This window comes from Ruegeria sp. AF3, assembly GCF_056536285.1.
In genome coordinates this window covers 2,937,792-2,962,132 of record NZ_JBQFJM010000001.1, presented here as the reverse complement: position 1 = coordinate 2,962,132, position 24,341 = coordinate 2,937,792, and the positions used below count along the sequence as shown (strand labels likewise).

Genomic DNA, 24,341 nt, shown 5'->3' with positions numbered 1-24,341 from the left:
CTCCAAAGCTCCCTTAATGCGAAGCGGCAGTCTGGGTCGCAGCCTTAGCCGCGGCCAGAGCCGTGTCATAGTTCGAAATGAGTGCCGTCGTCGATTGGCCGATCACATCGGTCACCAGTGACGGGTAAACGCCCAGAAGGATCGTCATCACGATCAGCGGGGCAAAAATCAGCCGCTCGCGCGAGCTCATGTCGGTCATCGCCTTCAGGCTTTCCTTGATCAGATCCCCGAAGACAACGCGACGGTAGAGCCACAGCGCGTAGGCTGCCGAGAAGATCACACCGGTCGCCGCAACAGCAGTCACCCAGGTGTTGACCTGGAATGTGCCCATGAGTGTCAGGAACTCACCAATAAACCCGCTGGTGCCCGGCAGGCCGACATTGGCCATGGTGAACAGCATGAAGACCAGCGCGTAGGCGGGCATCCGGATGACCAGACCGCCATAGGCATCGATATCCCGTGTGTGCATCCGGTCATAGATCACACCGACGCAAAGAAACAGTGCGGCAGAGATAAAGCCGTGGCTCAGCATCTGGAAAATCGCGCCGTCAATGCCCTGCTGGTTCGCAGCAAAGATTCCCATCGTGACAAAACCCATATGCGCGACCGAGGAATACGCGATCAGCTTTTTCATGTCTTCCTGCACCAGTGCCACCAGCGAGGTATAAACAACCGCTATAGCTGACATCCAAAGCACAAGATCAGTCATCACCGCCGAGCCAACTGGGAACATCGGCAGGCTGAACCGCAGGAAGCCGTAGCCGCCCATCTTCAACAGGATCGCGGCCAGCACGACCGAGCCCGCCGTCGGCGCTTGAACGTGCGCATCGGGCAACCAGGTGTGCACCGGCCACATCGGCATTTTCACCGCAAAAGACGCGAAGAAGGCCAGGAACATCAGCGTTTGCATACCGCCGGTGACATAGATGCCCAACACGCTGAAACTCTCGGATGCGAACTGATGGGCCATCAGCGCTTCGATATCCGTGGTGCCCGCGTCAGCATACATTGCGACCATGGCCACCAGCATCAGCACCGAGCCAAGGAAGGTGTAAAGGAAGAACTTGAAGCTGGCATAGATACGATCCTTGCCGCCCCAGATACCGATGATCAGGAACATCGGGATCAGACCCGCCTCGAAGAACAGGTAGAACAGCACCAGGTCCAGCGCCATGAACACGCCCAGCATGAGCGTTTCCAGCAGCAAGAAAGCAATCATGTATTCTTTGACTCGGTCCGTCACATTCCAGCTGGCCAGAATGGTCAGCGGCATGATGAAAGTGGTTAGCAGCACGAACAGAACGCTGATGCCATCCACACCCATCTTGTATTTCAGGCCCATCAGCCATTCACCCTCTTCCACCATCTGGAAACCGGTGTTCGAAGGATCAAAGCCTGTGTAGATGCCAATTGACACCAGAAACGTCACAGTTGTCGCCAGCAACGCAATCCACTTGGCGTTGCGCTGCGCTGCAACGTCGCTGCCGTGCAGGAACAGCGCCAGAATGCCTGCTGCGATGGCGGGGATAAAGGTGACAATAGATAGGATATTGTCCATTAGTGTGCGCCTCCGCCGATCGACATCCAGGTGACAAGGGCCGCAATGCCCAAAACCATCCAGAAGGCGTAAGTAAAGATGTACCCGGTCTGCGCCTTGCCTGCGAGGCGGGTGAAGAAGGGAACCACGCCCATAGCAACCCCATTCAGGAAGCCGTCAATCGTGTTGCCGTCACCGCGTTTCCATAAGAACCGGCCAAGGGCGACAGTGGGTTTGACAAAGATCGCGTCGTAGATTTCGTCGAAATACCATTTGTTCAGCAGGAACAGGTACAGCGGACGCTGGTTTGCTGCCAAACGTGCGGGCAGAGACGTGTTCACGATGTAGAACCAATAGGCCACGATAAAGCCAAGCACCATCGCAACGAATGGTGAAACCTTGACCCATTTCGGAGCCGCATGCGCATCGTCCAGAATGTGGTTGTCCGGCGCCATATAAAGCGCCCCTTCACCCGGCTCGCCCGCAAACACATAATGGTGGTCCCCGCCCTCTGCGGCATTCTCACCATGCGCGGCGTCATCAGCATGGCTGTCATCGGCATGGCTGTCTTCGCCGTGCGACGCATCCGCCGCCGCGTGATCACTGGCCTTGGCATGCTCTGAGGCTTCTGCAACCGGAATACCGTAGAATTTGCCGACCTTATCCGCATGGCCAAAGAAGTTTCCGTACCAGATCATGCCCGCGAATACCGCACCCAGCGACAGTACACCCAGCGGCACCAGCATGACCATCGGGCTTTCATGTGCGTGATCATGCGTGTGCTTGTCGCCGCGCGGCTCGCCATAGAAGGTCAGGAAGATCAGACGCCAGCTGTAGAACGAGGTGAACGCGGCAGCAACAACCAGCAACCAGAAGCCATAGCTTGACCCGCCCGCATAGGCGCTTTCGATAATTGCGTCCTTTGACAGGAAACCGGCAAACCCAAAGGTGGTCAGCGGGATGCCAACACCGGTAATCGCCAGAGTTCCGATCATCATCGCCCAGAAGGTATAGGGGATCTTCTTCCGCAGACCGCCATATTCGGTCATCTCCTGCTCGTGATGCATCGCGTGGATCACAGAACCGGCCCCAAGGAACAACAACGCCTTGAAAAAGGCATGCGTAAACAGGTGGAACATCGCCGCCGAATACATGCCCACGCCCGCCGCCACAAACATGTAGCCTAGCTGCGAACAGGTCGAATACGCGATGACACGTTTGATATCGGTCTGAACCAGACCAACAGTAGCAGCGAAGAACGCGGTTGAGGCGCCAAGAACAGTGATGAACCCTGTCGCGCCCGGTGCGAACTCCATCAGCGGGGACATGCGGCAGACCAAAAAGACGCCTGCGGTCACCATGGTCGCAGCGTGGATCAGTGCTGACACAGGCGTCGGGCCTTCCATCGCGTCCGGCAACCATGTGTGCAGGATCAACTGCGCCGATTTACCCATGGCACCGATGAAGAGCAGAACGCAGATCACTTCGATCGCGGTCCATTCCCCCCACAGGAAATGCAGCTTCTCTTCTGCCAGCGCAGGAGCAGAGGCAAAGATATCCGAGAAGTTGATACTGTCGGTCAGGAAGAACAGCGCGAAGATGCCCAGAGCAAAACCAAAGTCGCCAACCCGGTTGACCACAAAGGCCTTGATTGCCGCCGCATTGGCCGAAGGCTTGCGATAATAGAACCCGATCAGCAGGTATGAGGCGACGCCCACACCTTCCCAGCCAAAGAACATCTGCACCAGATTATCCGCCGTCACCAGCATCAGCATGGCGAAAGTGAAGAAGGACAAATAGGCAAAGAAACGCGGCTTATAGCTTTCGCCTTCGCGCCATTGCGGATCGTGATCCATGTAGCCGAAGGAATACAGGTGCACGAGCGCCGAAACGGTTGTCACCACGATCAGCATGATCGCCGTCAGTCGGTCCAGACGGATGGCCCAGCTTGTCGAAAGCGAGCCGCTTTCGATCCAGCGCATGATCTCGATCTGCTGTGTGTGCCCGTCGAAGGTGAAGAACACGATCCAGGACAGCAGACAGGCCAGGAACAGCAGGCCCGTCGCCGTCCACATGGCAGCTTTCTGGCCAATGAACTTCCAGCCGAACCCGCAAAGCAGCGCGCCCACCAGCGGGGCAAAGAGGATGGTGGTTTCCATGTTCCCTTACCCCTTCATCATATTGACGTCTTCAACCGCGATCGTACCGCGGTTGCGGAAGAAACAGACCAGAATGGCCAGACCAATCGCCGCCTCGGCTGCTGCAACGGTCAGCACGAACAACGTGAACACCTGCCCGACCAGATCGCCGAGGAAACTGGAAAACGCCACAAGGTTGATATTCACCGCCAGCAGCATCAGTTCGATGCTCATCAGCAGGATGATGACGTTCTTGCGGTTCAGGAAGAGACCGAAGATGCCGATGACGAACAGCGTCGCCGCGACCGTAAGATAGTGTTCAAGTCCGATCATAGCTTCGCTCCTGGCGAGTCGGGGTAGTAGAGTTTGCAGCCGCAGGTGTAGTCGATGCGCTTGTGGTTTTTGGTTCGAGCAAAGAACTTCCGGATATCTTTCGTGAATGAATATCGATGTTCGGATGCAATCTGCTTCAGTTCGGCTACTGTTGTCTCAGCGGTTAGTCCGATGGGACCTTCTGGCTTTTGTATCAGATCAATAGAACTTGGCACGTAACCGGCGATGTTGGTCGGCCTATATTCTCCATAGATAACGATACCTTCTCCGCTGCCGCAGTTTTGAAAGAACAGGCTTTGTTTCGGGCTGCAACCGTCTCCGGCATTCACACGTTGTCCAATGCGTCCATTGCCAATATTGACTACGGCTTCTCCGGAGAACGTTTCAAATTGCCCTCTACCGCCATTTACAAAGCTGCAATCGGAGTTCATTCGATTTAACTTGTAACCCTCGTTCTGCGGCGCACTCTCACACGCCAACAGCGACGCCGGAGCTAGCGCAAGACAAGCCGTCATGGCTATAACTTTCAAAAGTTCGCCTCTCACAACCCCTGCCCCGGTTTCACGTCCTTCAACTCCATCGCCTTGGCCGGGTCACGCATCATCTGGCCGATAATGTCCTGACGCTTGATGTCCTTGCGGTGGCGCAGCGTCAGAACGATGGCGCCGATCATGGCCACCAGCAGGATCAGGCCCGCCAGTTGGAACAGAAGGAAATATTGATCGTAAAGGATGAGGCCAAGCGCCTCGGTGTTGTGGCGGTCTGCCGGGACCGGCTGCGCCAGATTGGCCGCAGCACCCTGTGCGCTGTCCCACGCCCCGAAAGCCATGACAAACTGCATCAGGATGATCAGGCCAATCAGCAGTGCCAGCGGCATATAGCGCGCCATTTCGGCCTTGAGCTCGGCAAAGTCCACGTCCAGCATCATCACCACGAAGAGGAACAGAACCGCGACCGCGCCGACATAGACGATAACCAGCAGCATCGCCACGAACTCGGCCCCCAGCAGCACGAACAACCCTGCCGAGGACAGAAACGCCAGGATCAACCACAGGACCGAGTGCACCGGCTGGCGGCTGATCACCGTGAACAGCCCGCCGGTGATGGCGCTGATGGCAAACAGGTAGAAGGCAAAGACGGTCATTGATCCTCATCCTCGTTGTCGCCCATGACCTCTTGCGCCAGATCCAGCGCGCGGGTCATGGCCGGGATGCCGGCAAAGACCGACATCTGACCGATCGTTTCCACGATCTCTTGTTTCTTCGCGCCCGCTTCCAGCGCATGACGCACGGTCTGGCGCACGGCCGAATCCGCCTGAGCGCCCTGACAGGTCAGCCCGGCCAGCGTCAGCAACAGGCGCGTTTTGGCATCCAGCCCGTCCTTGTTGACGGTGTTGCCGAACATCATCTCCATGACCTCTTTGGGCATGGTCGGCCACAGCGCCTCGAACCCTTTGGGCGAGAAGCTTTCCATCGCCGGGTTCATCGCCTTGGCCATGTCCTGAGCTTGCTTCATCATCAGCTCGAACGGATTTGTCGGGCTGTCACTCATCGGTACGGTGCGTCCAGTTCCAGATTGCGCGCGATCTCGGCTTCCCAGCGCTCGCCGTTCGACAGGAGTTTTTCCTTGTCGTAGAACAGCTCTTCCCGGGTTTCCGTCGCGAATTCAAAGTTCGGGCCTTCGACGATGGCATCGACCGGGCATGCCTCTTGGCAGAAGCCGCAATAGATGCACTTGGTCATGTCGATGTCATAGCGCGTGGTGCGGCGGCTGCCGTCCGCGCGGGGTTCGGCATCGATGGTGATGGCCTGTGCCGGGCAAACCGCCTCGCACAGTTTACACGCGATGCAGCGCTCTTCACCGTTTGGATAGCGGCGCAGGGCGTGTTCACCGCGAAACCGCGGGGACAGAGGGCCTTTTTCGTGCGGATAGTTCAGGGTGGCCTTGGGCGAGAAGAAATACTTCATCCCCAGTTTGAAGCCGACCCAGAAATCCTGAAGCAGAAAGTACTTGGCAGCGCGGGTATAGTCGATTTGGGTCATATCAGCCTCCTACGCTCCAACGGGCGAATGCGCCCCAGAACCAGTCGAATTTCGCCGCAAAGGCCACAAAGACTACCCAAACCAGCGAGAACGGCAGGAAAACTTTCCAACCCAACCGCATCAGCTGGTCATAGCGGTAGCGAGGCGTGATGGCCTTGACCATCGCGAAGATGAAGAAGAAGAACGCCATCTTGGCGACCATCCACAGTACGCCATCGGGTAGGCCCGGGATTGGCGACAGCCAGCCGCCGAAGAACAGCAGCGAGGTCAGCGCGCACATCAGGAAGATCGCGATGTATTCACCGGCCATGAACAGCAGGAAGGGTGTGGCCGAATATTCGACCTGATAACCCGCCACCAGTTCCGATTCCGCTTCGGGCAGGTCAAACGGCGGTCGGTTGGTCTCGGCCAGCGCCGAAATGAAGAACAGAAAGACCATCGGGAAATGCGGCAGCCAGTACCAGCTGAAGAAGCCGAACGACCCATCCTGCGCGCGGACGATGTCACCAAAGTTCATCGACCCGGTCGAGATGATCACACCGATGATGATCAGACCGATGGAAACCTCGTATGAGATCATCTGCGCGGCTGAGCGCAACGAGCCGAGGAACGGGTACTTTGAGTTCGACGCCCAACCGCCCATGATCACGCCATAAACCTCAAGCGAGGACACGGCGAAGACATAGAGGATTGCGACGTTGATGTCCGACAGGACCCAGCCATCATTGAACGGGATCACCGCCCAGGCGATCATCGCCAACACGAAAGAGGTGAGCGGCGCGAGGATGAAAACCGTGCGGTCGGCCCCCGCGGGGATCACGACCTCTTTGACGACGTACTTCAACGCATCCGCCACCGATTGCAGCAGGCCGTAAACGCCGACCACGTTAGGGCCGCGGCGCATCTGGACAGCGGCCCAGATCTTGCGGTCGCCATAAACAAGGAACAACAGCGAGATCATCACGAAGGCAACAACAGCAAGCACTTGCGCCAGAATGATGATGGCTATTCCGCCGGGGGTGTTAAAGAATTCAGCCATTGGTCCTCACACCGTGGGTATTCCGTTTTTCGCGCGCGATGCAAAGGCCAGATGCCTGCGCAAACTGCGGCTGGGTCGGCGCGTTGGTGTAAACAGCATCTGCCGCCATTGCGCCACCCTTTTTCTTTCGTTTCACGCACATTTCCGGCGCAGTCAGGTGCCACCCGACCACAGCGCTGGTTTGCGATATGAAACTGCTTTCGTTCATTCCGCCGCAATCTTCTCAGCTTTGCGGGCTTGCGCCTGCGCCGAAAGCTCGGCCATCAGTTGCGAGGCCCGTGCGATCGGGTTGGTCAGATAGAAATCCTTGATCGCATTGCGGAAGGCCGCCTTGCCCAAAGACCCGGCCTCCAGCGCTTGAACCTCATTCTCAATCACCTCGTCGATGCGGGCCAGATGGGGAACCGCATCGATCAAGGCTGTGCGCAACTGCGCCAGTGAGTCATAGGGGAGCGTCGCCTCCAACTCGGCCGACAGCGCACGCAGGATGGCCCAGTTTTCCTTGGCCTCACCAGGCGCAAACCCGGCGCGCATCGCCAGTTGCGGGCGGCCTTCCATGTTCACGAACAGACCGTTTTCCTCGGTATAGGCCGCGCCCGGCAGGATCACATCTGCGCGGTGCGCGCCCCGATCCCCGTGGCTGCCCTGGTAGATCACAAAGGCGCCTTCGCCGATTTCGACCTCATCCGCACCAAGGTTATAGATCACATCCGCAGCATTGATTGCTTCCATACCGCCATCGTTGGTGGCGTCCACATCCATCGCGCCCACGCGCGACGCCGCAGTGTGCAGAATGATCAGGCCGCTTTCCGTATTTGCGGCAATTGTTTGCGCGGCAGCCAGAACAGCTCCTCCATCCGCCTCCTGCAGCGCTCCCTGCCCGACGATAACCAGCGAGCGTTTGCCCCTGATTTCATCATCGCCGCCCATGTCAACAACCTTTTGCAGCGCTGCGCGATCATCGCCCACATGATGGTACCCATAAGTCAGATCGATCGCTGGACCCACCAAAGCGACTTCGGCCCCGTGCGCCCACGCCTTGCGGATACGCGCGTTCAAAACCGGTGCTTCATCGCGCGGGTTGGTGCCGATCAGAAGGATGCGTTCCGCGTCGTCGATGTCTTCAATCGCGGCGGTCCCGGCATATGCGCCACGGTTTCCGGCCGGAAGGTTGGCCCCATCGGTGCGGCACTCAACAACTCCGCCTTGCCCTTCGATCATCTGTTTCAATGCGAATGCGGCCTCGACCGGTACCAGATCACCGACGATACCGGCTGGCTTCTCAGCACCTTTCAGTGCTTCTGCGGCCTTGGTCAGTGCTTCCGACCATGAGGCCGGGCGCAGCTTGCCGTTTTCGCGGATGTAAGGTTTGTCCAATCGCTGACGCCGCAACCCGTCCCAGACAAAGCGGGTTTTGTCGCTGATCCACTCTTCATTCACTCCGTCATGATTGCGAGGAAGGAAGCGCATCACCTCGCGCCCTTTGGTATCGACACGAATGTTCGATCCCAGCGCGTCCATAACGTCGATGCTTTCGGTTTTGGTCAATTCCCACGGGCGCGCCGTAAACGCATAAGGTTTCGAGGTCAGCGCCCCAACCGGGCACAGGTCGATAATGTTGCCCTGCAGGTTCGAATCCAGCGTCTGGTTCAGATACGAGGTGATCTCGGCATCCTCACCGCGCCCTGTCTGACCCATCTGAGTAATCCCAGCGACTTCGGTGGTAAAGCGCACGCAACGGGTGCAACTGATGCAGCGGGTCATTGCCGTACCCACAAGCGGTCCCAGATCCAGATCATCAACCGCGCGCTTGGCTTCTTTGAACCGCGAACCGGACAGGCCATAAGCCATCGCCTGATCCTGAAGATCGCACTCTCCGCCCTGATCACAGATCGGGCAATCCAATGGGTGGTTGATCAGCAGGAACTCCATCACCCCTTCGCGGGCCTTCTTGACCATGGGAGAGTTCGTCTTGACCACCGGTGGCTGCCCTTCTGGCCCCGGGCGCAGATCGCGTACCTGCATCGCGCAGGATGCAGCCGGTTTCGGCGGACCGCCCACCACTTCAACCAGACACATCCGGCAGTTTCCCGCAATCGACAGACGCTCGTGATAGCAGAAACGCGGCACCTCGACCCCGGCCTGCTCACAGGCCTGTATCAGGGTCATCGCACCTTCGACTTCGATTTCCTGCCCGTCGATATTGATCTTGCGGAGGTCAGACATGGCTCTCAGTTCGCTCTCAAATAAACGCCAATGGCGCTGTTTCTTTGGATTTCCTTCTGCCCCAAAGAGCAGAATGTTTTGGGGTTGTCGTAGGACACGCCGTTTTTCGCCAGATAAGCCTCGCCCTTGGCCCGCATCCGATCCTTTTCAGCATCCGACTCGACATATGAGCGGATTTCCGTGTCCGAGTACCCCAGATTATTCGCTTTGGACCGCAGTCCCCACATCACACTGATCGCTTTCAATCGCCGCCCGCTGATCGACGGGCAGAACTCGGAAATCTCATTTGCAATGGCGATGTAGTAGAGTTCGTTGTCGATCTCTTTGACATCCCTCAAGGGCGGCTTTGCTTCTACAACCGTCGGCAAGGCCATCAGCGATGCGAGGGCGACCAATTTTACAACAGACATGGGTTTTCCTTTCGTCTTGGACTGTCCAAGACGAAGCGGTTCGCAGCTGCTAGGCAATAACACCCTGCCCGCCCACCAGAGATATGGAAAAACACCGGTCATGGCCGCTGGCAGGTTCCTGCAAATGTCAGTTGATCATTGCTGATGCTAAGGTTCTGCGGGTCTGTATCCGGACCCACCGTCCACGAAATCCGAGACGACCCGAAGTTCTGGATGCAGAATTTGGTTCCTTCATGACGTCCGGCCTCGCGCGCACCATCGAGTGAAGCAGAGACGCCTTTGACGACAACCGTAAAGTCCGCGGGCGAGGTCTTCTTGTCGACCACCTTCGCCTTGGTTCTGAACGACTTGCCATCAAACAAAAGCCGATCTGCCGACGGCTTAACCAGACCGCAAGCGGAAACACCAACCAATGCCAGCGCAACAATAAGGGCTTTGGGGGCCTTCATACTTTCCCTCTTTGTTTTCTGTTCCGCTGCGTCGCTATCAAAACGCCGCGACCAATGCCATGAGCCCGATTACGACCATGCACGCCCATCCGATCACATACAAAATTGTCCGCGGGCCGCTGGTTGGCTTGCCTATCCCCTTCAAGTGCACCACCAGCATCGCCAAGCGCGCAACCAGCGCCACCGAGGCCAGCAGGTTTACCCAGAACGGGCTGACGCCCAGCAGAATCGCCGCTGTAATGACTGTCACAAACGCAGGAAGTGTCTCCGTCCCGTTCAGATAGGCCCGGTTCAGACGATACGCCTTGTCGGCATAATCCTGGTCAGGTGTCGCACCGGGTGCCAGCCCCTTGGCTTGTTTGGCCAGTGCCGAAAACGGCGCCAGAAACAATACAACCAGCGTGAATAGCACAACCGACGCAATTGCGTGGCTATATTCTGCAAACACTTCCATCTTCGTTCACTCCGCTGCCATCGCACCCATACGGCCCGATTTCTGAGCCTTGATGCGGTCTTCGATCTCTTCCCGGAAATTCCGGATCAGGCCCTGGATCGGCCAGGCGGCCGCATCGCCCAAGGCGCAGATCGTGTGTCCTTCGACCTGTTTGGTCACGTCAAACAACATGTCGATCTCTTCCAGCTCAGCTTCACCGCGCACCAGACGATCCATCACACGCATCATCCAGCCGGTGCCTTCGCGACACGGCGTACACTGACCACAGCTTTCATGCTTGTAAAACTTCGACAAGCGCCAGATCGCCTTGATGATGTCGGTGGACTTGTCCATCACAATCACCGCTGCCGTACCCAGACCCGACCCCAGATCGTTGCGCAGGTAATCGAAATCCATGATCGCGTCGCGCATGTTTTCACCGCGCACGCAGGGAACCGAGGATCCACCAGGGATAACCGCCAGCAGATTATCCCACCCGCCGCGAATGCCGCCGCAATGGGTTTCGATCAGCTGTTCGAACGGGATCGACATCGCCTCTTCGACGACGCAAGGGTTGTTCACGTGGCCCGAGATCGCAAACAGCTTGGTACCTGCGTTGTTCTGACGACCAAATCCAGCGAACCAATCCGCACCCCGTCGCAAGACGGTCGGCACCACCGCGATGGATTCCACGTTGTTCACAGTGGTCGGACATCCGTACAGCCCCGCGCCCGCCGGGAACGGAGGTTTCATCCGCGGCATACCCTTCTTGCCCTCAAGGCTTTCGATCAGGGCGGTTTCCTCGCCACAAATATAAGCCCCTGCCCCGTGATGAAGGAAAAGATCGAAATCCCAGCCCGAACCAGCGGCGTTTTTGCCAAGAAGCCCCGCGTCATAGGCCTCGTCAATCGCGGCCTGCAATGCCTCGCGCTCGCGGATATATTCGCCGCGCAGGTAGATATAGCAGGTATGCGCGTTCATCGCGAAAGAGGCGATCAGACACCCTTCAATCAACGTGTGCGGATCATGGCGCATGATCTCACGGTCTTTGCAGGTGCCGGGCTCGGATTCATCGGCATTCACAACCAGATAGGAAGGGCGACCGTCGCTTTCCTTTGGCATAAACGACCATTTCAGGCCAGTTGGGAAGCCCGCACCGCCGCGTCCGCGCAGCCCGGAATCCTTCATTGTCTGAATGATCCAGTCCCGGCCCTTTTCAATCAGGCCAGCTGTGCCGTCCCAATGCCCGCGGGCTTGCGCGCCTTTCAGCGTGCGTTCGTGCATCCCGTAGATGTTGGTAAAGATCCGGTCCTGATCCTTCAGCATCATTCGTTACCTTCAGCTGTCCTGACGCATGCGCCAGAGTTGAAAAATGTTCACACCCGCATAAATGAATGCCGCCAGAGCGGCAAAATCAAACAGCAGCGCGTGCCGGGCCGTCAAACCCAGCGCGGGGCCAATGAACAGGTTCATGGCAAGCCAGATCACCATCGTCACCGCAATGACGATGCCGATATGTCGGCCCTTTCGGGCTATGGCCTGATCCTTATCCTTGTCCATCATCCCCCGATGCCCCGATGGGGCACCCGTTTAGTCTTCGTAAGTGCCATCTTCCTTGGCACGTTTGGCAAATTCGGTTTCCTCACCCGCCGCAAGCTTGGCTGCCTGTTCAATCCAGCCATCGCGCTCGATCCGGCCCTTGAACTTCAACCGAGCATCTACCCATGCGACCTGTTCCGGCGTCCAGGCTGCGATCTGATCATAGTGGAAGAAGCCCAACTCGTTCAGGGTCTGCTCCAGCTTGGGGCCTACGCCTTTCAACAGTTTCAGGTTATCTGCCTTGCCGTCGCGCGCGCCTGTCAGTGTTTCGGGCTGGTCCTCTTGCGCTGCCTTCGCCTCAGCGGCCTGTTTCACAGCAGGTTTCGCTGGGGCTGGCGCTTTGGGCGGCTTCGGTGCAGCTTTGGTCGCAGCCGCTTTGCCATCCTTGCCCAACCAAGGGGTCAGGATCGGAACCTCGGTCCCATCAATGCGCCTGACCGTATCGCCAATATCGGTGGCCAGTTCGACGCTGGCGTTGTACTGCGTTTTGCCGCTGTCATACTCCGTCAGGCTGGTCAGCCCCTTGAGCGGTTCAGCCGCATAGCGACCATTCTGCGGGCCCGGCGTCGGAACTTTCCCCGCCACCAGATCATCAAGGATCTTGCCAAAGCTCGCAGCGGTCAGGTCTTCGTAGTAATCCTTGCCGATCTGCGCCATCGGCGCATTGGTGCAGGAGCCAAGGCATTCGACCTCTTCCCAGCTCAGCTTGCCATCGGCGGACAGCACGTGTGGCTTGGCCGCGATCTTCTCCTTGCAAACAGCGATCAGATCCTCGGCCCCGCAAATCATGCATGAGGTCGTTCCGCAAACTTGAACATGGGCCACAGATCCCACCGGTTGCAGCTGGAACATGAAGTAGAACGAGGCCACCTCTAGCACGCGGATATAAGCCATACCCAGCATGTCGGCGACGGATTCAATCGCCGGGCGGCTCAGCCAGCCTTCCTGCTCCTGCGCACGCCACAGCAGAGGGATCACCGCACTGGCCTGACGGCCTTCGGGATATTTGGTTATCTGCGCTTCGGCCCATTGCTGGTTGGCAGCGGTGAAGGCAAAGCTTTCAGGTTGTTCGGGATGAAGACGGCGGAGCATTAGCGGTCAATCTCTCCAAATACGACGTCCATAGTGCCGATGATGGCGGCGACGTCGGCCAGTTGGTGGCCTTTGGCAACGTGGTCCATGGCTTGCAGGTGCAGGAAACCCGGCGCGCGCAGTTTGGCGCGGTAGGGTTTGTTGGTGCCGTCAGCGACCAGATAGACGCCGAACTCGCCCTTGGGGGCTTCGACGGCGGCATAAACTTCACCGGCAGGAACGTGGAAGCCTTCGGTGTACAGCTTGAAGTGATGGATCAGACTTTCCATCGAGGTCTTCATGTCCGAGCGTTTCGGCGGAGTGATCTTGCCACGCGCCAGAACGTCACCCGGGCACTCGCGGATTTTGGCGATGGCCTGACGGATGATCAGCAGCGACTGGCGCATCTCTTCCATGCGGACGAGATAGCGGTCATAGCAGTCGCCGTTCTTGCCAACGGGGATCTGGAACTCGAACTCGTCGTAGCACTCGTAGGGCTGCGCGCGGCGCAGGTCCCATGCCAGACCCGATCCGCGCACCATCACGCCCGAGAAGCCGTACTTCTGAATGTCATCCTCGGTCACCACGCCGATATCTGCGTTGCGCTGTTTGAAGATGCGGTTTTCGGTCAGCAGCCCGTCAATGTCATCAAGGACGTTGGGGAATTCGTGGCTCCACGCCTCGATATCGTCCAGCAGTTCCGGCGGCAGGTCCTGATGTACACCACCCGGACGGAAATAAGCGGCGTGCAGGCGGGCACCGCAGGCACGCTCATAGAACACCATCAGCTTTTCACGCTCTTCAAAACCCCAGAGTGGCGGGGTCAGTGCGCCGACGTCCATCGCCTGCGTCGTCACGTTCAGCAGGTGGTTCAGGATGCGCCCGATCTCGGAATACAGAACCCGGATCAGCGAGCCACGGCGCGGCACCTCGACCCCGGTCAGCTTTTCGATGGCCAGACACCAGGCATGTTCCTGGTTCATCGGTGCTACATAGTCCAGACGGTCGAAATACGGCAGGTTCTGCAGATAGGTCCGGCTTTCCATCAGCTTTTCGGTGCCACGGTGCAGCAAGCCGATATGCGGGTCGCAACGCTCGACGATTTCACCGTCCAACTCGAGCACCAGACGCAAAACTCCGTGCGCCGCAGGGTGTTGCGGGCCGAAGTTGATGTTGAAGTTGCGGATCTTCTGCTCGCCGCTCAGCGCGTCCGTGCTGCCGTCATCGTATCTTGAGCCGTCCATCAACGCCCTCGTTTTTTCTTTGCTTCGGCCCGAACCCGGACCTTTTCCGCCTCGGTCGCCTTGACCGCAGCTCCGGCCAGTAGAACCCCTAACGCGCCCAGAATGATCAACTCACCCATCATCTCAGCGTCGCTCCAACTCTTGCAGTTTCAGCCCAACCCACCACAGCAATGCGATCGTGCCGAAAGGAACCAGACACAGCAGGCACCAGTATTTGTTGATCCCGAAAAACGGCAAAATCTTCACCATCGGAATGATGGTCAGCGCAGACAGGATCAGCCACCAGATGCCACCCATTATTCGGTCTCCTGCTTCTCATCCCCCGGCAGAATGTAGTTCGCACCTTCCCATGGGGACATGAAATCAAACTGACGATACTCCTGCACCAGACTGACCGGCTCATAGACCACGCGTTTCTGCGCCTCGTCATAACGCACCTCGGTATAGCCGGTGGTCGGGAAATCCTTGCGCAGCGGATGGCCGCGGAAGCCATAGTCCGTCAGAATCCGCCGCAAATCTGGATGTCCCGAGAACAGGATGCCGAACATGTCGAACACCTCACGCTCGAACCAGTTGGCCGAGGGGTGGATATCGACGATCGAAGGCACCATGTCATCTTCGCGGATCGAAACCCGCAGACGGACACGCTGGTTCTGGTACATCGACAGGAAGTGGTACACCACATCGAACCGCTTGGCACGTTCGGGGTAATCGACGCCGGTGATATCCACCAATGTTGAGAACTTGCAGTTTTGGTCCGACCGCAGGAATTCTACGAATTCCACCAGGTTCGACGGCGCCACATCGACGTTCAGCTCGCCATGGGTCACATCCCAGGACAGAACGCAATCGGCTCGTTTCAGTTCAAGCTGGGTGCCGAGTTCTTTGAGTGCTTCGCTCATCTACCCTTCCCCTCAGCGTACAATTGTGCCGGTGCGGCGGATTTTGCGTTGCAGCTGTAGCAGACCGTAAAGCAGCGCCTCGGCGGTTGGAGGGCAGCCAGGCACGTAAATATCCACCGGAACAACCCGGTCACAGCCACGCACGACGGAATAGGAATAGTGGTAGTAGCCCCCCCCATTCGCGCAGGATCCCATCGAGATCACATAGCGCGGCTCGGGCATCTGGTCGTAAACCTTGCGCAAGGCAGGAGCCATCTTGTTGGTCAGCGTGCCAGCCACGATCATCACGTCAGATTGGCGCGGAGAGGCGCGTGGCGCGATGCCGAAACGTTCCGCATCATAGCGCGGCATCGAAGTGTGCATCATTTCAACCGCGCAGCAGGCCAGACCAAAGGTCATCCAATGCAGCGAACCCGTACGGGCCCAGTTGATAATATCCTCGCTCGAGGTCAGCAGAAAACCTTTGTCCTGCAACTCGGCATTCAGGGCCTGAGTGGCGACTTCTTTGTCGACGCCAGCGGTATTTGCACCGGTCATCACTCCCATTCCAGGGCCCCTTTCTTCCACTCATAGGCAAAGCCGATGGTCAGCACGGCCAGAAACACCATCATCGACCAGAAGCCGACATCGCTGATATCGCGGAACCCGACAGCCCAGGGAAACAGGAATGCGATCTCAAGATCAAAGATGATGAAGAGAATCGAGACCAGATAGAATCGGACGTCAAATTTCATTCGCGCATCGTCGAATGCATTGAAGCCACATTCATATGCGCTGACCTTTTCGGGGTCGGGATTGCGGACAGCCAGTACAACGGCGGCAAGAATCAGGACGATTCCAAGGCCTACGGCAACGGCCAGAAACACCAGAATCGGGAGATACTCCCGCAGCAGGTCTTCCACGAATAGCTCCTTTCTTGCGCACGCATCTTGTCGGGTGCGCCGTCAATTGGCGTGTTGACTGGACATTCTCTATCCCCGCCGGGTCAGAGGGTCAACCGAACACAGCCCCCTCTGCCATCAAACATACGCTTGACAGCGCGGCATAGAATCGCATCACGAGCGATTTGCATTGGCTTACGGAAACTCGGTAAACTTACTTATTCCATGCAGGTTTACGTTTTTCGAAGAACGCCGCGATCCCTTCACGTGCCTCTTCCGTTTCCCAGCGCTCGACCAGTTCGTTGATGGTCTGGTCGATTGTGGCATCATCAATACGAGGTCCCAGAGTTCGAACCAATGCCTTGGCAGATGCAACTGCCCCCGGCGCGCACGAAAGATAGGGCCGGAGTTCATCTTCTATCGCAGCCGCAAGCTGCTCGGGAGGCACAGCCTTTGCCAGCAATCCCAAATCAACCGCTTCGGGCGCATCGAACAACCGGGCCGACATGAATACACGCCGTGCCCGCGCCTCACCCATACGAGCGATAACATAAGGGCCGATTGTCGCTGGGATCAGCCCAAGCCGGGTCTCGGTCAGTCCCATCTTCAGACTATCTACACCGATGGCGACATCGCACACGGCCGCCATTCCAACACCTCCGCCAAAGGCGTTGCCTTGTAGCGCCCCGATCAGGGGTTTGGGCATCGTGTTCAACGCCTGCAACATCTCGGCCAGCTTGCGCGCCTCGACAAACCGCGTCGCCTTGTCGGCCGCCATCTGGTCCTGCATCCATCCCAGATCACCACCAGCGCAAAACGTCTTTCCCGCAGCAGCCAGAACGACCGCTCTGACAGTGCCATCCTGACCCAGTTGCGACGCGGCCTGTGTCAGCTCGGCAATCATCTGACCCGAGAGCGCGTTGTGCTTTTCCGCCCGGTCCAGAGTTAACGTGGCAACACCGCGTTCGTCTGCTGAAATCGAGATTGTTTCGAACATGTTAGCCTCTCAACGCCTTGGCCATCTGCGCGGCCTCTTCGACCACATCGATATCCAGACCGGTTTGATAGCCCAACCGGTGCAAATGCGCTGCAACGGTTTCAGTCGCGACATTACCCGCAGCCCCCGGAGCATATGGGCAACCGCCAAGCCCACCCACGGCCGCGTCGAACACACGCACACCCAGCGAAAGTGCCGCATCGATATTGTCGATTGCACGCCCATTGGTGTCATGAAAATGCCCGGCAAGCCGCGTCACAGGAACCCTTTCCCGAACCGCCAGAAGCATATGCGCAATCTTGTCTGGCGTGCCTTGCCCGATCGTGTCCCCCAATGACACCTCGTAACAGCCCAACGCAAACAACCGGTCGGCAATTTCGGCGACTTTCTCGGGCGGGGTCGGGCCATCATAGGGGCAATCCGTCACGCAAGAGACGTAGCCGCGAACCGGAAGGTCGATATGACGCGCCGCTTCGAGAATCGGCGTGAACCGTTCGATTGACTCGGCGATCGAGGCATTGATGTTTGCCTTGGAAAACCCCTCGGAAGCCGACGCGAAAATGGCAATCTCATCCGCTTCGGCAGCCAGCGCATCCTCGTATCCGCGCATATTCGGCGTCAACGCCGCGTAGCGCACGCCGTCCGCGCGGGTAATACCGGCCAGAACCTGCGCCGACCCCGCCATTTGAGGCACCCATTTGGGAGAGACAAAGCTTGCAACTTCGATCCGTCGAAACCCGGCGCGGCTGAGGCAATTGATCAGCGCCACCTTGTCGGCAACCGGTATCTCACGTGTTTCGTTTTGTAGCCCGTCGCGCGGTCCAACCTCGTAGATTTCGACCAGATCACCCATGTCAGAACCCCTTATGGCTTGTTCTCATTCCAAATACGGATCGCGCGACCGTGCCACGTCAAGCCGCGCGGGTACAGATCACTCTTCTTCCAAACGCACCAAAGCTGCCCCAGCCTCGACCTGCGCGCCATCTTCGACCAGCACCTCGGCCACCACACCATCGCGCGCGGCCAGCAACGAATGCTCCATTTTCATCGCTTCCAGAATGGCCAAACGGTCGCCTTCCTGAACGGTCTGCCCCGCGGTGGCAAAAACTGCCTTGACCAGACCCGGCATCGGCGCCTCGATCACGTTGGTGTCACCCGTCGCGCTGGCATCCCGGTCCAGCGGGTCGATAACGTCGAAACTGTGACCGTAGTCGGTAAATACGGTCAAAGTTGTTCCGCTGACAGCGACCCGCGGCATCGGTGCGCCGTTCAGCGTCCACTGCCCCGAGATCCGCTCGGCCACGACACGGTGTTCGCCCAGCTGCCAAAGCTGGCGATCCGACCCGTCGACTTGCACGTCCAGATCAAGAACCTCTCCCTGATCGGACAGCTGCACCGCCCGATGCAACGGAGCCCAGAGCGAAAACCCGGTGTCAGGCGTGACATTAACCAAATCCAGTGCGGTCATAGCAGCCGCAACTGCGGTTGTGGCCGGAGTCGGCGATTCCCGCACCAACCCGTCAAGATCGCGCCCGATCAGGCCCGTATCCACATCGCCCGAGGCAAATCCGTCATGGCGGGTCAGCGCGCCCAGAAAGGCGAGATTCGTAACGGTGCCCGCCACTTCGGTCTGCCGCAGCACTCGGTGCAACGTCTCAAGCGCAACCGCGCGGGTCGGACCATGCACCACCACTTTGGCAATCATCGGGTCATACCAGGGGCTGATCGTGTCACCTGTGCGAACACCACTATCCGCTCGGCAGTTGGCCGGGAAAACCAGATGGGTCAATGTACCTGTCGCCGGCAAGAACCCCTTTGGTACATCCTCGGCATAAAGCCGGGCTTCGAAGGCGTGACCCGAGATCGACAGATCATCCTGTTGCCTGGGAAGTCTCTCTCCTGCTGCTACGCGCAACTGCCATTCCACCAGATCGATGCCGGTGATGGCCTCTGTAACCGGGTGTTCCACCTGCAGGCGGGTGTTCATCTCCATGAACCAGAATCTGTCGGGGCGCAGCCCGTCCGAGGTATCGACGATGAACTCCACCGTGCCTGCACCCTTGTACCCGATCGCCTCGGCGGCACGCACACCGGCCTGCCCCATCGCCTCCCGCATCTCAGAAGTCATGCCCGGGGCTGGTGCCTCTTCGATCACTTTCTGATGGCGGCGTTGCAACGAGCAATCGCGTTCAAACAGATGCACCGCATGGGTACCGTCACCAAATACCTGCACTTCGATATGGCGAGGTTTGGCCACGAATTTCTCGACCAGCACTGCGTCATTGCCAAAAGCGGTTTTGGCTTCGCCCCGTGCGCTGTCCAATGCGGGACGGAAATCCTCGGGGCGTTCGACCAGACGCATACCTTTACCGCCGCCGCCTGCAACGGCCTTAATCAGCACCGGATACCCAATCGCATCCGCCGCACCCGCCAAATGTTCGGGATCCTGATTGTCGCCGTGATAGCCGGGCACCACGGGCACGCCAGCCTGTTCCATCAACACCTTGGCCGCATCCTTGAGGCCCATTTTGCGGATCGCATCCGCTGATGGGCCGATAAAGGTCAAACCCGCAGCCTCGACCGCGTCGACGAAATCGGGGTTCTCTGACAGGAAGCCATAACCGGGATGGATCGCCTGCGCGCCCGTATCCAGCGCAGCCTGAATAATCACATCGCCCTTCAGATAGCTTTCCGCCGGGGCGGGGCCGCCGATATGAATGACCTCATCCGCCATCTGCACATGCTTGGCCGCAGCGTCCGCATCGGAATAAACAGCCACACAGGACACGCCCATCCTCTGAGCGGTTTCCATAACCCGGCAAGCGATCTCGCCCCGGTTGGCAATCAGGATTTTGTTGAACATAGCTTACCCCTCAACCGCCAGATCTTCGACAAGGCGAAATCGTTCGCACAGCAGCTCCATCTCGGGATCAAACCCGCCATTGCGTTCGAAATACTGGCGATGCCCCTCTCTCCATCCCTCGAGCGTTTCATTTTCGCCCTCTGCCAACGCGAAATCCTCGGTTACGTCGCAGTATCGGCAGGTCGAGACGTCGACCGTTTCGATCACCAAGGCCGGACGATCATCCCATTCCAGCGCAATGTCTCTCCGCCCGACAACAGGAGTGTCAGGGCTACCTTCGGGATAGTCGCGCAACGCACCGCAGGTTGCCGTTTTCCGCCCTGATCGTACCAGAGCCAGCAGTTCAGCACTCAGCCGGGCATTGTCACCAAACTTGAAAGTCTGGGCACCAGGATAGCGGGCCATGACGTCATTCAATGAAACGTTCATCTTACATCCTGAACACGCCGAAACGTGTCTCCTCAATCGGGGCATTCAGCGCCGCACTCAGCGACAAGGCGAGCACATCACGGCTTTTGCGCGGGTCGATGATGCCATCGTCCCAGAGACGGGCCGAGGCATATAGCGGGTGCGATTGCTCTTCGAACATGTCCAGCGTCGGACGTTTGAATTCGGCCTCTTCCTCGGCCGACCAGGTACCGCCCTGTCGTTCGATCCCATCGCGCCTGACTGTCGCCAGAACACCAGCTGCCTGCTCGCCCCCCATCACCGAAATCCGAGAGTTCGGCCACGTCCACAGGAACCGCGGCTGATAGGCCCGCCCCGCCATGCCGTAGTTCCCGGCCCCGAACGAGCCGCCGACCAGCATCGTGATCTTGGGAACGCTCGTCGTTGCAACCGCCGTCACCATCTTGGCGCCGTGGCGGGCGATCCCCTCGTTCTCGTATTTGCGGCCTACCATAAAGCCGGTGATGTTCTGCAGGAAGACCAGGGGCGTTTTGCGCTGCGAACACAGCTCAACAAAATGCGCGCCCTTTTGCGCGGCCTCCGAGAACAGCACGCCATTGTTGGCAATGATCCCGACTGGGCACCCTTTGACATGGGCAAAGCCGGTCACCAGTGTCTCCCCAAAGCGGGGTTTGAACTCATCAAACCGAGAGCCATCGACCAGCCGTGCGATCACTTCACGGATGTCATAGGGCGTGCGCAAGTCGGCGGGAACGACACCCAGAATTTCATCCGGATCATAAGCAGGCTCCTCAGGTGCTTCGAACTGTAGGCCGGGCTTCAGCCCGGCACCGCCCAATGACCCAACCGCGCGGCGGGCCAATGCCAACGCATGCGCATCATCTTCGGCCAGATAATCTGCCACACCCGACAGGCGCGTGTGCACATCGCCACCGCCCAGATCCTCGGAGCTGACAACCTCACCCGTTGCAGCCTTGACCAAAGGTGGCCCTGCCAGAAAGATCGTACCCTGTTCCTTCACGATGATCGTCACATCGGACATTGCTGGAACATAGGCCCCACCCGCCGTGCACGACCCCATAACCACGGCAATCTGAGGGATACCCTTCGCGCTCATCCGCGCCTGATTGTAGAAGATACGCCCAAAGTGGTCGCGGTCTGGGAACACTTCATCCTGATTGGGCAGGTTCGCGCCGCCACTGTCGACCAGATAGATGCAGGGCAGATGGTTTTCCTCGGCAATCTCCTGCGCGCGCAGGTGCTTCTTGACGGTCATCGGATAATAGGTGCCGCCCTTCACGGTGGCGTCATTGCACACCACCATAACTTCGCGCCCCTGCACCCGGCCAATGCCCGCGATGACCCCGGCACAGGGCGCGGCATCGCCATACATCCCATGCGCCGCCGTCGCCCCGATTTCAAGGAACGGAGACCCCGGATCAAGCAGGTTCGCCACCCGCCTGCGCGGCAACATCTTGCCCCGAGATTCATGCCGCGCGCGGGATTTCTCGCCCCCGCCCATGCGGGCCGCTTCGGCGGCAGCAGAGATTTGCGCCAGCGCATCAAGATGAGCGGCGCGGTTTGTCTTGAAGCCCTCGGAGCCGGGCATGGCTTTGGATGTGAGTTTCATATTATTCTCCCAGAGCCTTCCTTAGCTGAGAAAAATCGTAATGACCTTGCGCTGAAGCTCGCCAATGATCAAACTTGGGGTTTGGGTATTCTTCATTTCTGACTTTGGACCGACCATTCATCCAAATACTTCTATTTCCAGCATTTTTTCCAGAAGAAGTAGTCACGCAATTTTCTATGAAGTCTGGCGACGACATGATCCACATCTCGTCAAGGCGCTCCGAGTAGAACACAAAGAAGAAGCCGTCACGCTCGTTGGGGTGTGATTGGCCAACACCAAACAAAGCAGACGAGCCGAATGCAACCCGGTTCGAGCGCGCCTTAATTTGCAAGTCCAGTTTCTGACCTGTTTTACCTCGAATAATCGCGTCGATACCATCGTCGTCGACCAAAGGGACAAAGACGTCGAAGCCGTCCTTCAGAAGTAGCCCTACTACCCAATACTCTATACGTTTCCCGAAAGAGGCTGAATTGCGAAAGGTCAAGGTTTCACCTCCCCCGCCGCCCGCGCCTTCAATTCCTTCCGAATAACCTTCCCGGTCACCGTCATCGGCAACTCGTCTAGAAACGCCACTTCGCGTGGATAAGAGTAATGCGCCAAACGGTCTTTGACCCAATCCTGCAACTCCTGCTCCGCAGCCTCGGCTCCCGGCTTCAGCACCACATAGGCCTTGACAATCTCAGTCCGTAGCGGGTCAGGTTTTCCGACCACACCCACCGTCGCCACTGCCGGGTGGGTCAGCAGGCAGTCCTCGATCTCGGCCGGGCCAATGCGGTAACCCGCCGAGGTAATCACGTCGTCATCGCGTCCTACGAAACGCAGATAGTCGCCCTCCCACACGCCGCGATCACCGGTGATCAGCCAGTCGCCCCGGAACTTCTCGGCGGTTGCTTCGGGGCGATTCCAGTACTCCAGAAGCATCGAGGCCGAGCCGCGCCGGATGGCCACGTCGCCCTCGTCCCCGGTCGGGTTGCCGTCCTCATCAATCACCGCAACCTCATGCCCCGGCACCGGTTGGCCGATACAGCCGGGGCGCACAGGGAAATCTTCGGCGCAGGAGGATACGACCATGTTGCATTCGGTCTGGCCATAAAATTCGTTGATCGTCAGGCCGAACGCCTTCTGACCCCATGCCAGCATTTCGGCCCCCAGCGGTTCTCCCCCGGATGCGACCGAGCGCAGACCGGGGATCACCTGTTCCGCTGCCTTGAGCATTCGCAGCGCCGTTGGTGGGAAAAAGACGTTCCGCACCCCGCCACGCGCGATGATGTCAGCGCAGGCCTCGGGGGTGAATTTCTCAAGCCGCGCGGCAACGACCGGAATGCCCAGCGCAAGACCCGGCATCAGCACATCGAACAGCCCGCCGATCCACGCCCAATCCGCCGGAGTCCAAAGACAGTCACCTTCGCGCAAGTGATTATGGCTGATCGAAACTCCAGGCAAATGCCCGGTCAGAACCCGGTGTCCATGCAGCGCGCCCTTCGGGCTGCCGGTGGTGCCCGAGGTATAGATCAACACAGCCGGATCATCTGGGCTGGTCGCGGCGAATGGTACAGCAAGGCCTTCCTCGCCAATTTCCGACGCGATCAAAGGCGCAGCCAGATCACCCAACAGATTAGCCCCTTCGGCGTCGGTCAGCACAATCCGGACACCTGCGTCACTGACCCGCGACCGCAACGCGTCCTGCTTGAACAGTTTGAACAAAGGGACCGACACAGCCCTGATCTTCCAGATCGCCAGATGGGCCGCCGCGCACCAGGGAGATTGGCTTAGCAATACTCCAACGCGATCACCGGGCTGCACATGGCGCAATAATGCTCGGGCTAATCCGTCCGTCATTTGCGACAGCTGCGCATAGCTGATGCGCTGCGGGTCCGGTCCGGTTAAATCGATCAGCGCAACCCGATCCCCCGCATGCCGCAGGCACTGCTGCGCCATGTTCAGACTGTCCGGCAGATCCCAGCCTCCATCCGGGCGCAAACCCGGTATGCGCTCAGCGCTTAGCACGGTGATTATTCCCTATATTTCCTGCACTTATCGATTCATCTGCAGCCAGTTCTTTCACGTTTACTTGATGCAGATCAGAGTGGGCAATTTCAGTCGCTGCAACACCAAGGTCATCAACGAAACCAAAGGCAA

28 protein-coding genes are annotated in these 24,341 nt (G+C 58.4%); all 28 read right to left on the bottom strand.

Translation table 11 applies throughout. The features are described 5' to 3' along the window. Positions 1–13: 13 nt before the first annotated feature. The 28 genes from ACR3FC_RS14880 to ACR3FC_RS14745 all read right to left on the bottom strand — a co-directional run bounded on the left by ACR3FC_RS14880 (position 14) and on the right by ACR3FC_RS14745 (position 24,209). Entirely contained in the window at positions 14–1,558 is a 1,545-nt protein-coding gene (locus ACR3FC_RS14880) for an NADH-quinone oxidoreductase subunit M (RefSeq protein ID WP_480476102.1), read from the bottom strand. Then, positions 1,558–3,696 (bottom strand): NADH-quinone oxidoreductase subunit L, encoded by a 2,139-nt coding sequence (nuoL, locus tag ACR3FC_RS14875; protein WP_480476100.1) that lies wholly within the window; start codon positions 3,694–3,696, stop codon positions 1,558–1,560. The genes ACR3FC_RS14880 and nuoL overlap by 1 nt, the downstream gene beginning before the upstream one ends. A 6-nt stretch (positions 3,697–3,702) precedes the next feature. Next, positions 3,703–4,008, bottom strand: coding sequence for an NADH-quinone oxidoreductase subunit NuoK (gene nuoK, locus ACR3FC_RS14870; protein ID WP_005984024.1), 306 nt, complete (start codon positions 4,006–4,008; stop codon positions 3,703–3,705). Then, positions 4,005–4,553 (bottom strand): hypothetical protein, encoded by a 549-nt coding sequence (locus ACR3FC_RS14865; protein ID WP_480476098.1) that lies wholly within the window; start codon positions 4,551–4,553, stop codon positions 4,005–4,007. Before ACR3FC_RS14865 ends, nuoK begins: the two co-directional genes overlap by 4 nt. Further along, positions 4,550–5,152: an NADH-quinone oxidoreductase subunit J gene (locus ACR3FC_RS14860; protein WP_480476096.1), complete on the bottom strand. Its 603-nt coding sequence runs from the start codon at positions 5,150–5,152 to the stop codon at positions 4,550–4,552. Before ACR3FC_RS14860 ends, ACR3FC_RS14865 begins: the two co-directional genes overlap by 4 nt. After that, positions 5,149–5,559, bottom strand: coding sequence for a carboxymuconolactone decarboxylase family protein (locus tag ACR3FC_RS14855; protein WP_170476531.1), 411 nt, complete (start codon positions 5,557–5,559; stop codon positions 5,149–5,151). Before ACR3FC_RS14855 ends, ACR3FC_RS14860 begins: the two co-directional genes overlap by 4 nt. Continuing rightward, entirely contained in the window at positions 5,556–6,050 is a 495-nt protein-coding gene (gene nuoI, locus ACR3FC_RS14850; RefSeq protein ID WP_480476094.1) for an NADH-quinone oxidoreductase subunit NuoI, read from the bottom strand. The genes ACR3FC_RS14855 and nuoI overlap by 4 nt, the downstream gene beginning before the upstream one ends. A gap of 1 nt (position 6,051) precedes the next feature. Further along, a complete protein-coding gene (nuoH, locus tag ACR3FC_RS14845; RefSeq protein ID WP_117868407.1) occupies positions 6,052–7,089 on the bottom strand; it encodes an NADH-quinone oxidoreductase subunit NuoH in 1,038 nt (345 codons plus the stop codon). Next, complete coding sequence (locus tag ACR3FC_RS14840; protein WP_480476092.1) at positions 7,082–7,225, bottom strand: hypothetical protein; 144 nt, start codon at positions 7,223–7,225, stop codon at positions 7,082–7,084. The genes nuoH and ACR3FC_RS14840 overlap by 8 nt, the downstream gene beginning before the upstream one ends. A gap of 68 nt (positions 7,226–7,293) precedes the next feature. Beyond that, positions 7,294–9,315, bottom strand: coding sequence for an NADH-quinone oxidoreductase subunit NuoG (nuoG, locus tag ACR3FC_RS14835; RefSeq protein WP_480476091.1), 2,022 nt, complete (start codon positions 9,313–9,315; stop codon positions 7,294–7,296). Between the two features lie 5 nt (positions 9,316–9,320). Continuing rightward, a complete protein-coding gene (locus ACR3FC_RS14830; protein ID WP_480476089.1) occupies positions 9,321–9,725 on the bottom strand; it encodes a DUF5333 domain-containing protein in 405 nt (134 codons plus the stop codon). Positions 9,726–9,823: 98 nt separating this feature from the next. Then, positions 9,824–10,174 (bottom strand): hypothetical protein, encoded by a 351-nt coding sequence (locus ACR3FC_RS14825; RefSeq protein WP_480476087.1) that lies wholly within the window; start codon positions 10,172–10,174, stop codon positions 9,824–9,826. Positions 10,175–10,211: 37 nt separating this feature from the next. Next, positions 10,212–10,628 (bottom strand): MAPEG family protein, encoded by a 417-nt coding sequence (locus tag ACR3FC_RS14820; protein WP_480476085.1) that lies wholly within the window; start codon positions 10,626–10,628, stop codon positions 10,212–10,214. Between the two features lie 6 nt (positions 10,629–10,634). After that, on the bottom strand, positions 10,635–11,933 hold the full coding sequence (gene nuoF, locus ACR3FC_RS14815; RefSeq protein WP_480476083.1) for an NADH-quinone oxidoreductase subunit NuoF: 1,299 nt from the start codon (positions 11,931–11,933) through the stop codon (positions 10,635–10,637). A 12-nt stretch (positions 11,934–11,945) separates the two neighbouring features. Beyond that, on the bottom strand, positions 11,946–12,167 hold the full coding sequence (locus ACR3FC_RS14810) for a DUF5337 domain-containing protein (protein WP_209598087.1): 222 nt from the start codon (positions 12,165–12,167) through the stop codon (positions 11,946–11,948). A gap of 30 nt (positions 12,168–12,197) precedes the next feature. After that, positions 12,198–13,298 carry an NADH-quinone oxidoreductase subunit NuoE gene (gene nuoE / locus ACR3FC_RS14805; RefSeq protein ID WP_480476081.1) on the bottom strand — a complete coding sequence of 367 codons (1,101 nt, stop codon included), beginning with the start codon at positions 13,296–13,298 and terminating at the stop codon, positions 12,198–12,200. After that, positions 13,298–14,521: an NADH-quinone oxidoreductase subunit D gene (locus ACR3FC_RS14800; protein WP_480476079.1), complete on the bottom strand. Its 1,224-nt coding sequence runs from the start codon at positions 14,519–14,521 to the stop codon at positions 13,298–13,300. The genes nuoE and ACR3FC_RS14800 overlap by 1 nt, the downstream gene beginning before the upstream one ends. Before the next feature lie 123 nt (positions 14,522–14,644). After that, positions 14,645–14,818: a hypothetical protein gene (locus ACR3FC_RS14795; RefSeq protein WP_010442775.1), complete on the bottom strand. Its 174-nt coding sequence runs from the start codon at positions 14,816–14,818 to the stop codon at positions 14,645–14,647. Beyond that, the gene (locus ACR3FC_RS14790; protein ID WP_480476077.1) at positions 14,818–15,423 is read right to left on the bottom strand and encodes an NADH-quinone oxidoreductase subunit C; all 606 of its coding nucleotides are present in this window, start codon (positions 15,421–15,423) and stop codon (positions 14,818–14,820) included. Before ACR3FC_RS14790 ends, ACR3FC_RS14795 begins: the two co-directional genes overlap by 1 nt. Before the next feature lie 12 nt (positions 15,424–15,435). After that, positions 15,436–15,969 carry a NuoB/complex I 20 kDa subunit family protein gene (locus tag ACR3FC_RS14785; protein ID WP_209504454.1) on the bottom strand — a complete coding sequence of 178 codons (534 nt, stop codon included), beginning with the start codon at positions 15,967–15,969 and terminating at the stop codon, positions 15,436–15,438. After that, a complete protein-coding gene (locus ACR3FC_RS14780; RefSeq protein ID WP_209504455.1) occupies positions 15,960–16,325 on the bottom strand; it encodes an NADH-quinone oxidoreductase subunit A in 366 nt (121 codons plus the stop codon). Before ACR3FC_RS14780 ends, ACR3FC_RS14785 begins: the two co-directional genes overlap by 10 nt. Before the next feature lie 193 nt (positions 16,326–16,518). Next, on the bottom strand, positions 16,519–17,301 hold the full coding sequence (locus tag ACR3FC_RS14775; RefSeq protein WP_480476075.1) for a crotonase/enoyl-CoA hydratase family protein: 783 nt from the start codon (positions 17,299–17,301) through the stop codon (positions 16,519–16,521). Position 17,302: 1 nt separating this feature from the next. After that, on the bottom strand, positions 17,303–18,154 hold the full coding sequence (locus ACR3FC_RS14770) for a hydroxymethylglutaryl-CoA lyase (RefSeq protein ID WP_480476073.1): 852 nt from the start codon (positions 18,152–18,154) through the stop codon (positions 17,303–17,305). A 78-nt stretch (positions 18,155–18,232) separates the two neighbouring features. Next, the gene (locus ACR3FC_RS14765) at positions 18,233–20,164 is read right to left on the bottom strand and encodes an acetyl/propionyl/methylcrotonyl-CoA carboxylase subunit alpha (RefSeq protein ID WP_480476071.1); all 1,932 of its coding nucleotides are present in this window, start codon (positions 20,162–20,164) and stop codon (positions 18,233–18,235) included. Positions 20,165–20,167: 3 nt separating this feature from the next. Then, positions 20,168–20,593 (bottom strand): ASCH domain-containing protein, encoded by a 426-nt coding sequence (locus ACR3FC_RS14760; RefSeq protein WP_480476069.1) that lies wholly within the window; start codon positions 20,591–20,593, stop codon positions 20,168–20,170. Position 20,594: 1 nt separating this feature from the next. Continuing rightward, positions 20,595–22,202 carry a carboxyl transferase domain-containing protein gene (locus ACR3FC_RS14755; protein ID WP_480476067.1) on the bottom strand — a complete coding sequence of 536 codons (1,608 nt, stop codon included), beginning with the start codon at positions 22,200–22,202 and terminating at the stop codon, positions 20,595–20,597. Position 22,203: 1 nt separating this feature from the next. Next, positions 22,204–22,686, bottom strand: a complete 483-nt coding sequence (locus ACR3FC_RS14750; protein ID WP_480476065.1) for a hypothetical protein — start codon at positions 22,684–22,686, stop codon at positions 22,204–22,206. Further along, positions 22,683–24,209, bottom strand: coding sequence for an AMP-binding protein (locus ACR3FC_RS14745; protein ID WP_480476063.1), 1,527 nt, complete (start codon positions 24,207–24,209; stop codon positions 22,683–22,685). Before ACR3FC_RS14745 ends, ACR3FC_RS14750 begins: the two co-directional genes overlap by 4 nt. Positions 24,210–24,341: the final 132 nt, after the last annotated feature.

Coding starts and splice junctions, on each gene's coding strand:
- nuoE (WP_480476081.1), bottom strand. CDS start 13,298: ATGCTCCGCCGTCTTCATCCCGAACAACCTGAAAGCTTTGCCTTCACC.
- ACR3FC_RS14810 (WP_209598087.1), bottom strand. CDS start 12,167: ATGGACAAGGATAAGGATCAGGCCATAGCCCGAAAGGGCCGACATATC.
- nuoF (WP_480476083.1), bottom strand. CDS start 11,933: ATGCTGAAGGATCAGGACCGGATCTTTACCAACATCTACGGGATGCAC.
- ACR3FC_RS14775 (WP_480476075.1), bottom strand. CDS start 17,301: ATGTTCGAAACAATCTCGATTTCAGCAGACGAACGCGGTGTTGCCACG.
- nuoK (WP_005984024.1), bottom strand. CDS start 4,008: ATGATCGGACTTGAACACTATCTTACGGTCGCGGCGACGCTGTTCGTC.
- ACR3FC_RS14790 (WP_480476077.1), bottom strand. CDS start 15,423: ATGAGCGAAGCACTCAAAGAACTCGGCACCCAGCTTGAACTGAAACGA.
- ACR3FC_RS14770 (WP_480476073.1), bottom strand. CDS start 18,154: ATGGGTGATCTGGTCGAAATCTACGAGGTTGGACCGCGCGACGGGCTA.
- ACR3FC_RS14795 (WP_010442775.1), bottom strand. CDS start 14,818: ATGGGTGGCATCTGGTGGCTGATCCTGTCTGCGCTGACCATCATTCCG.
- ACR3FC_RS14760 (WP_480476069.1), bottom strand. CDS start 20,593: ATGAACGTTTCATTGAATGACGTCATGGCCCGCTATCCTGGTGCCCAG.
- nuoG (WP_480476091.1), bottom strand. CDS start 9,315: ATGTCTGACCTCCGCAAGATCAATATCGACGGGCAGGAAATCGAAGTC.
- nuoH (WP_117868407.1), bottom strand. CDS start 7,089: ATGGCTGAATTCTTTAACACCCCCGGCGGAATAGCCATCATCATTCTG.
- ACR3FC_RS14860 (WP_480476096.1), bottom strand. CDS start 5,152: ATGACCGTCTTTGCCTTCTACCTGTTTGCCATCAGCGCCATCACCGGC.
- ACR3FC_RS14855 (WP_170476531.1), bottom strand. CDS start 5,559: ATGAGTGACAGCCCGACAAATCCGTTCGAGCTGATGATGAAGCAAGCT.
- ACR3FC_RS14820 (WP_480476085.1), bottom strand. CDS start 10,628: ATGGAAGTGTTTGCAGAATATAGCCACGCAATTGCGTCGGTTGTGCTA.
- nuoL (WP_480476100.1), bottom strand. CDS start 3,696: ATGGAAACCACCATCCTCTTTGCCCCGCTGGTGGGCGCGCTGCTTTGC.
- ACR3FC_RS14880 (WP_480476102.1), bottom strand. CDS start 1,558: ATGGACAATATCCTATCTATTGTCACCTTTATCCCCGCCATCGCAGCA.
- ACR3FC_RS14825 (WP_480476087.1), bottom strand. CDS start 10,174: ATGAAGGCCCCCAAAGCCCTTATTGTTGCGCTGGCATTGGTTGGTGTT.
- ACR3FC_RS14830 (WP_480476089.1), bottom strand. CDS start 9,725: ATGTCTGTTGTAAAATTGGTCGCCCTCGCATCGCTGATGGCCTTGCCG.
- ACR3FC_RS14755 (WP_480476067.1), bottom strand. CDS start 22,202: ATGAAACTCACATCCAAAGCCATGCCCGGCTCCGAGGGCTTCAAGACA.
- nuoI (WP_480476094.1), bottom strand. CDS start 6,050: ATGACCCAAATCGACTATACCCGCGCTGCCAAGTACTTTCTGCTTCAG.
- ACR3FC_RS14785 (WP_209504454.1), bottom strand. CDS start 15,969: ATGGGAGTGATGACCGGTGCAAATACCGCTGGCGTCGACAAAGAAGTC.
- ACR3FC_RS14765 (WP_480476071.1), bottom strand. CDS start 20,164: ATGTTCAACAAAATCCTGATTGCCAACCGGGGCGAGATCGCTTGCCGG.
- ACR3FC_RS14800 (WP_480476079.1), bottom strand. CDS start 14,521: ATGGACGGCTCAAGATACGATGACGGCAGCACGGACGCGCTGAGCGGC.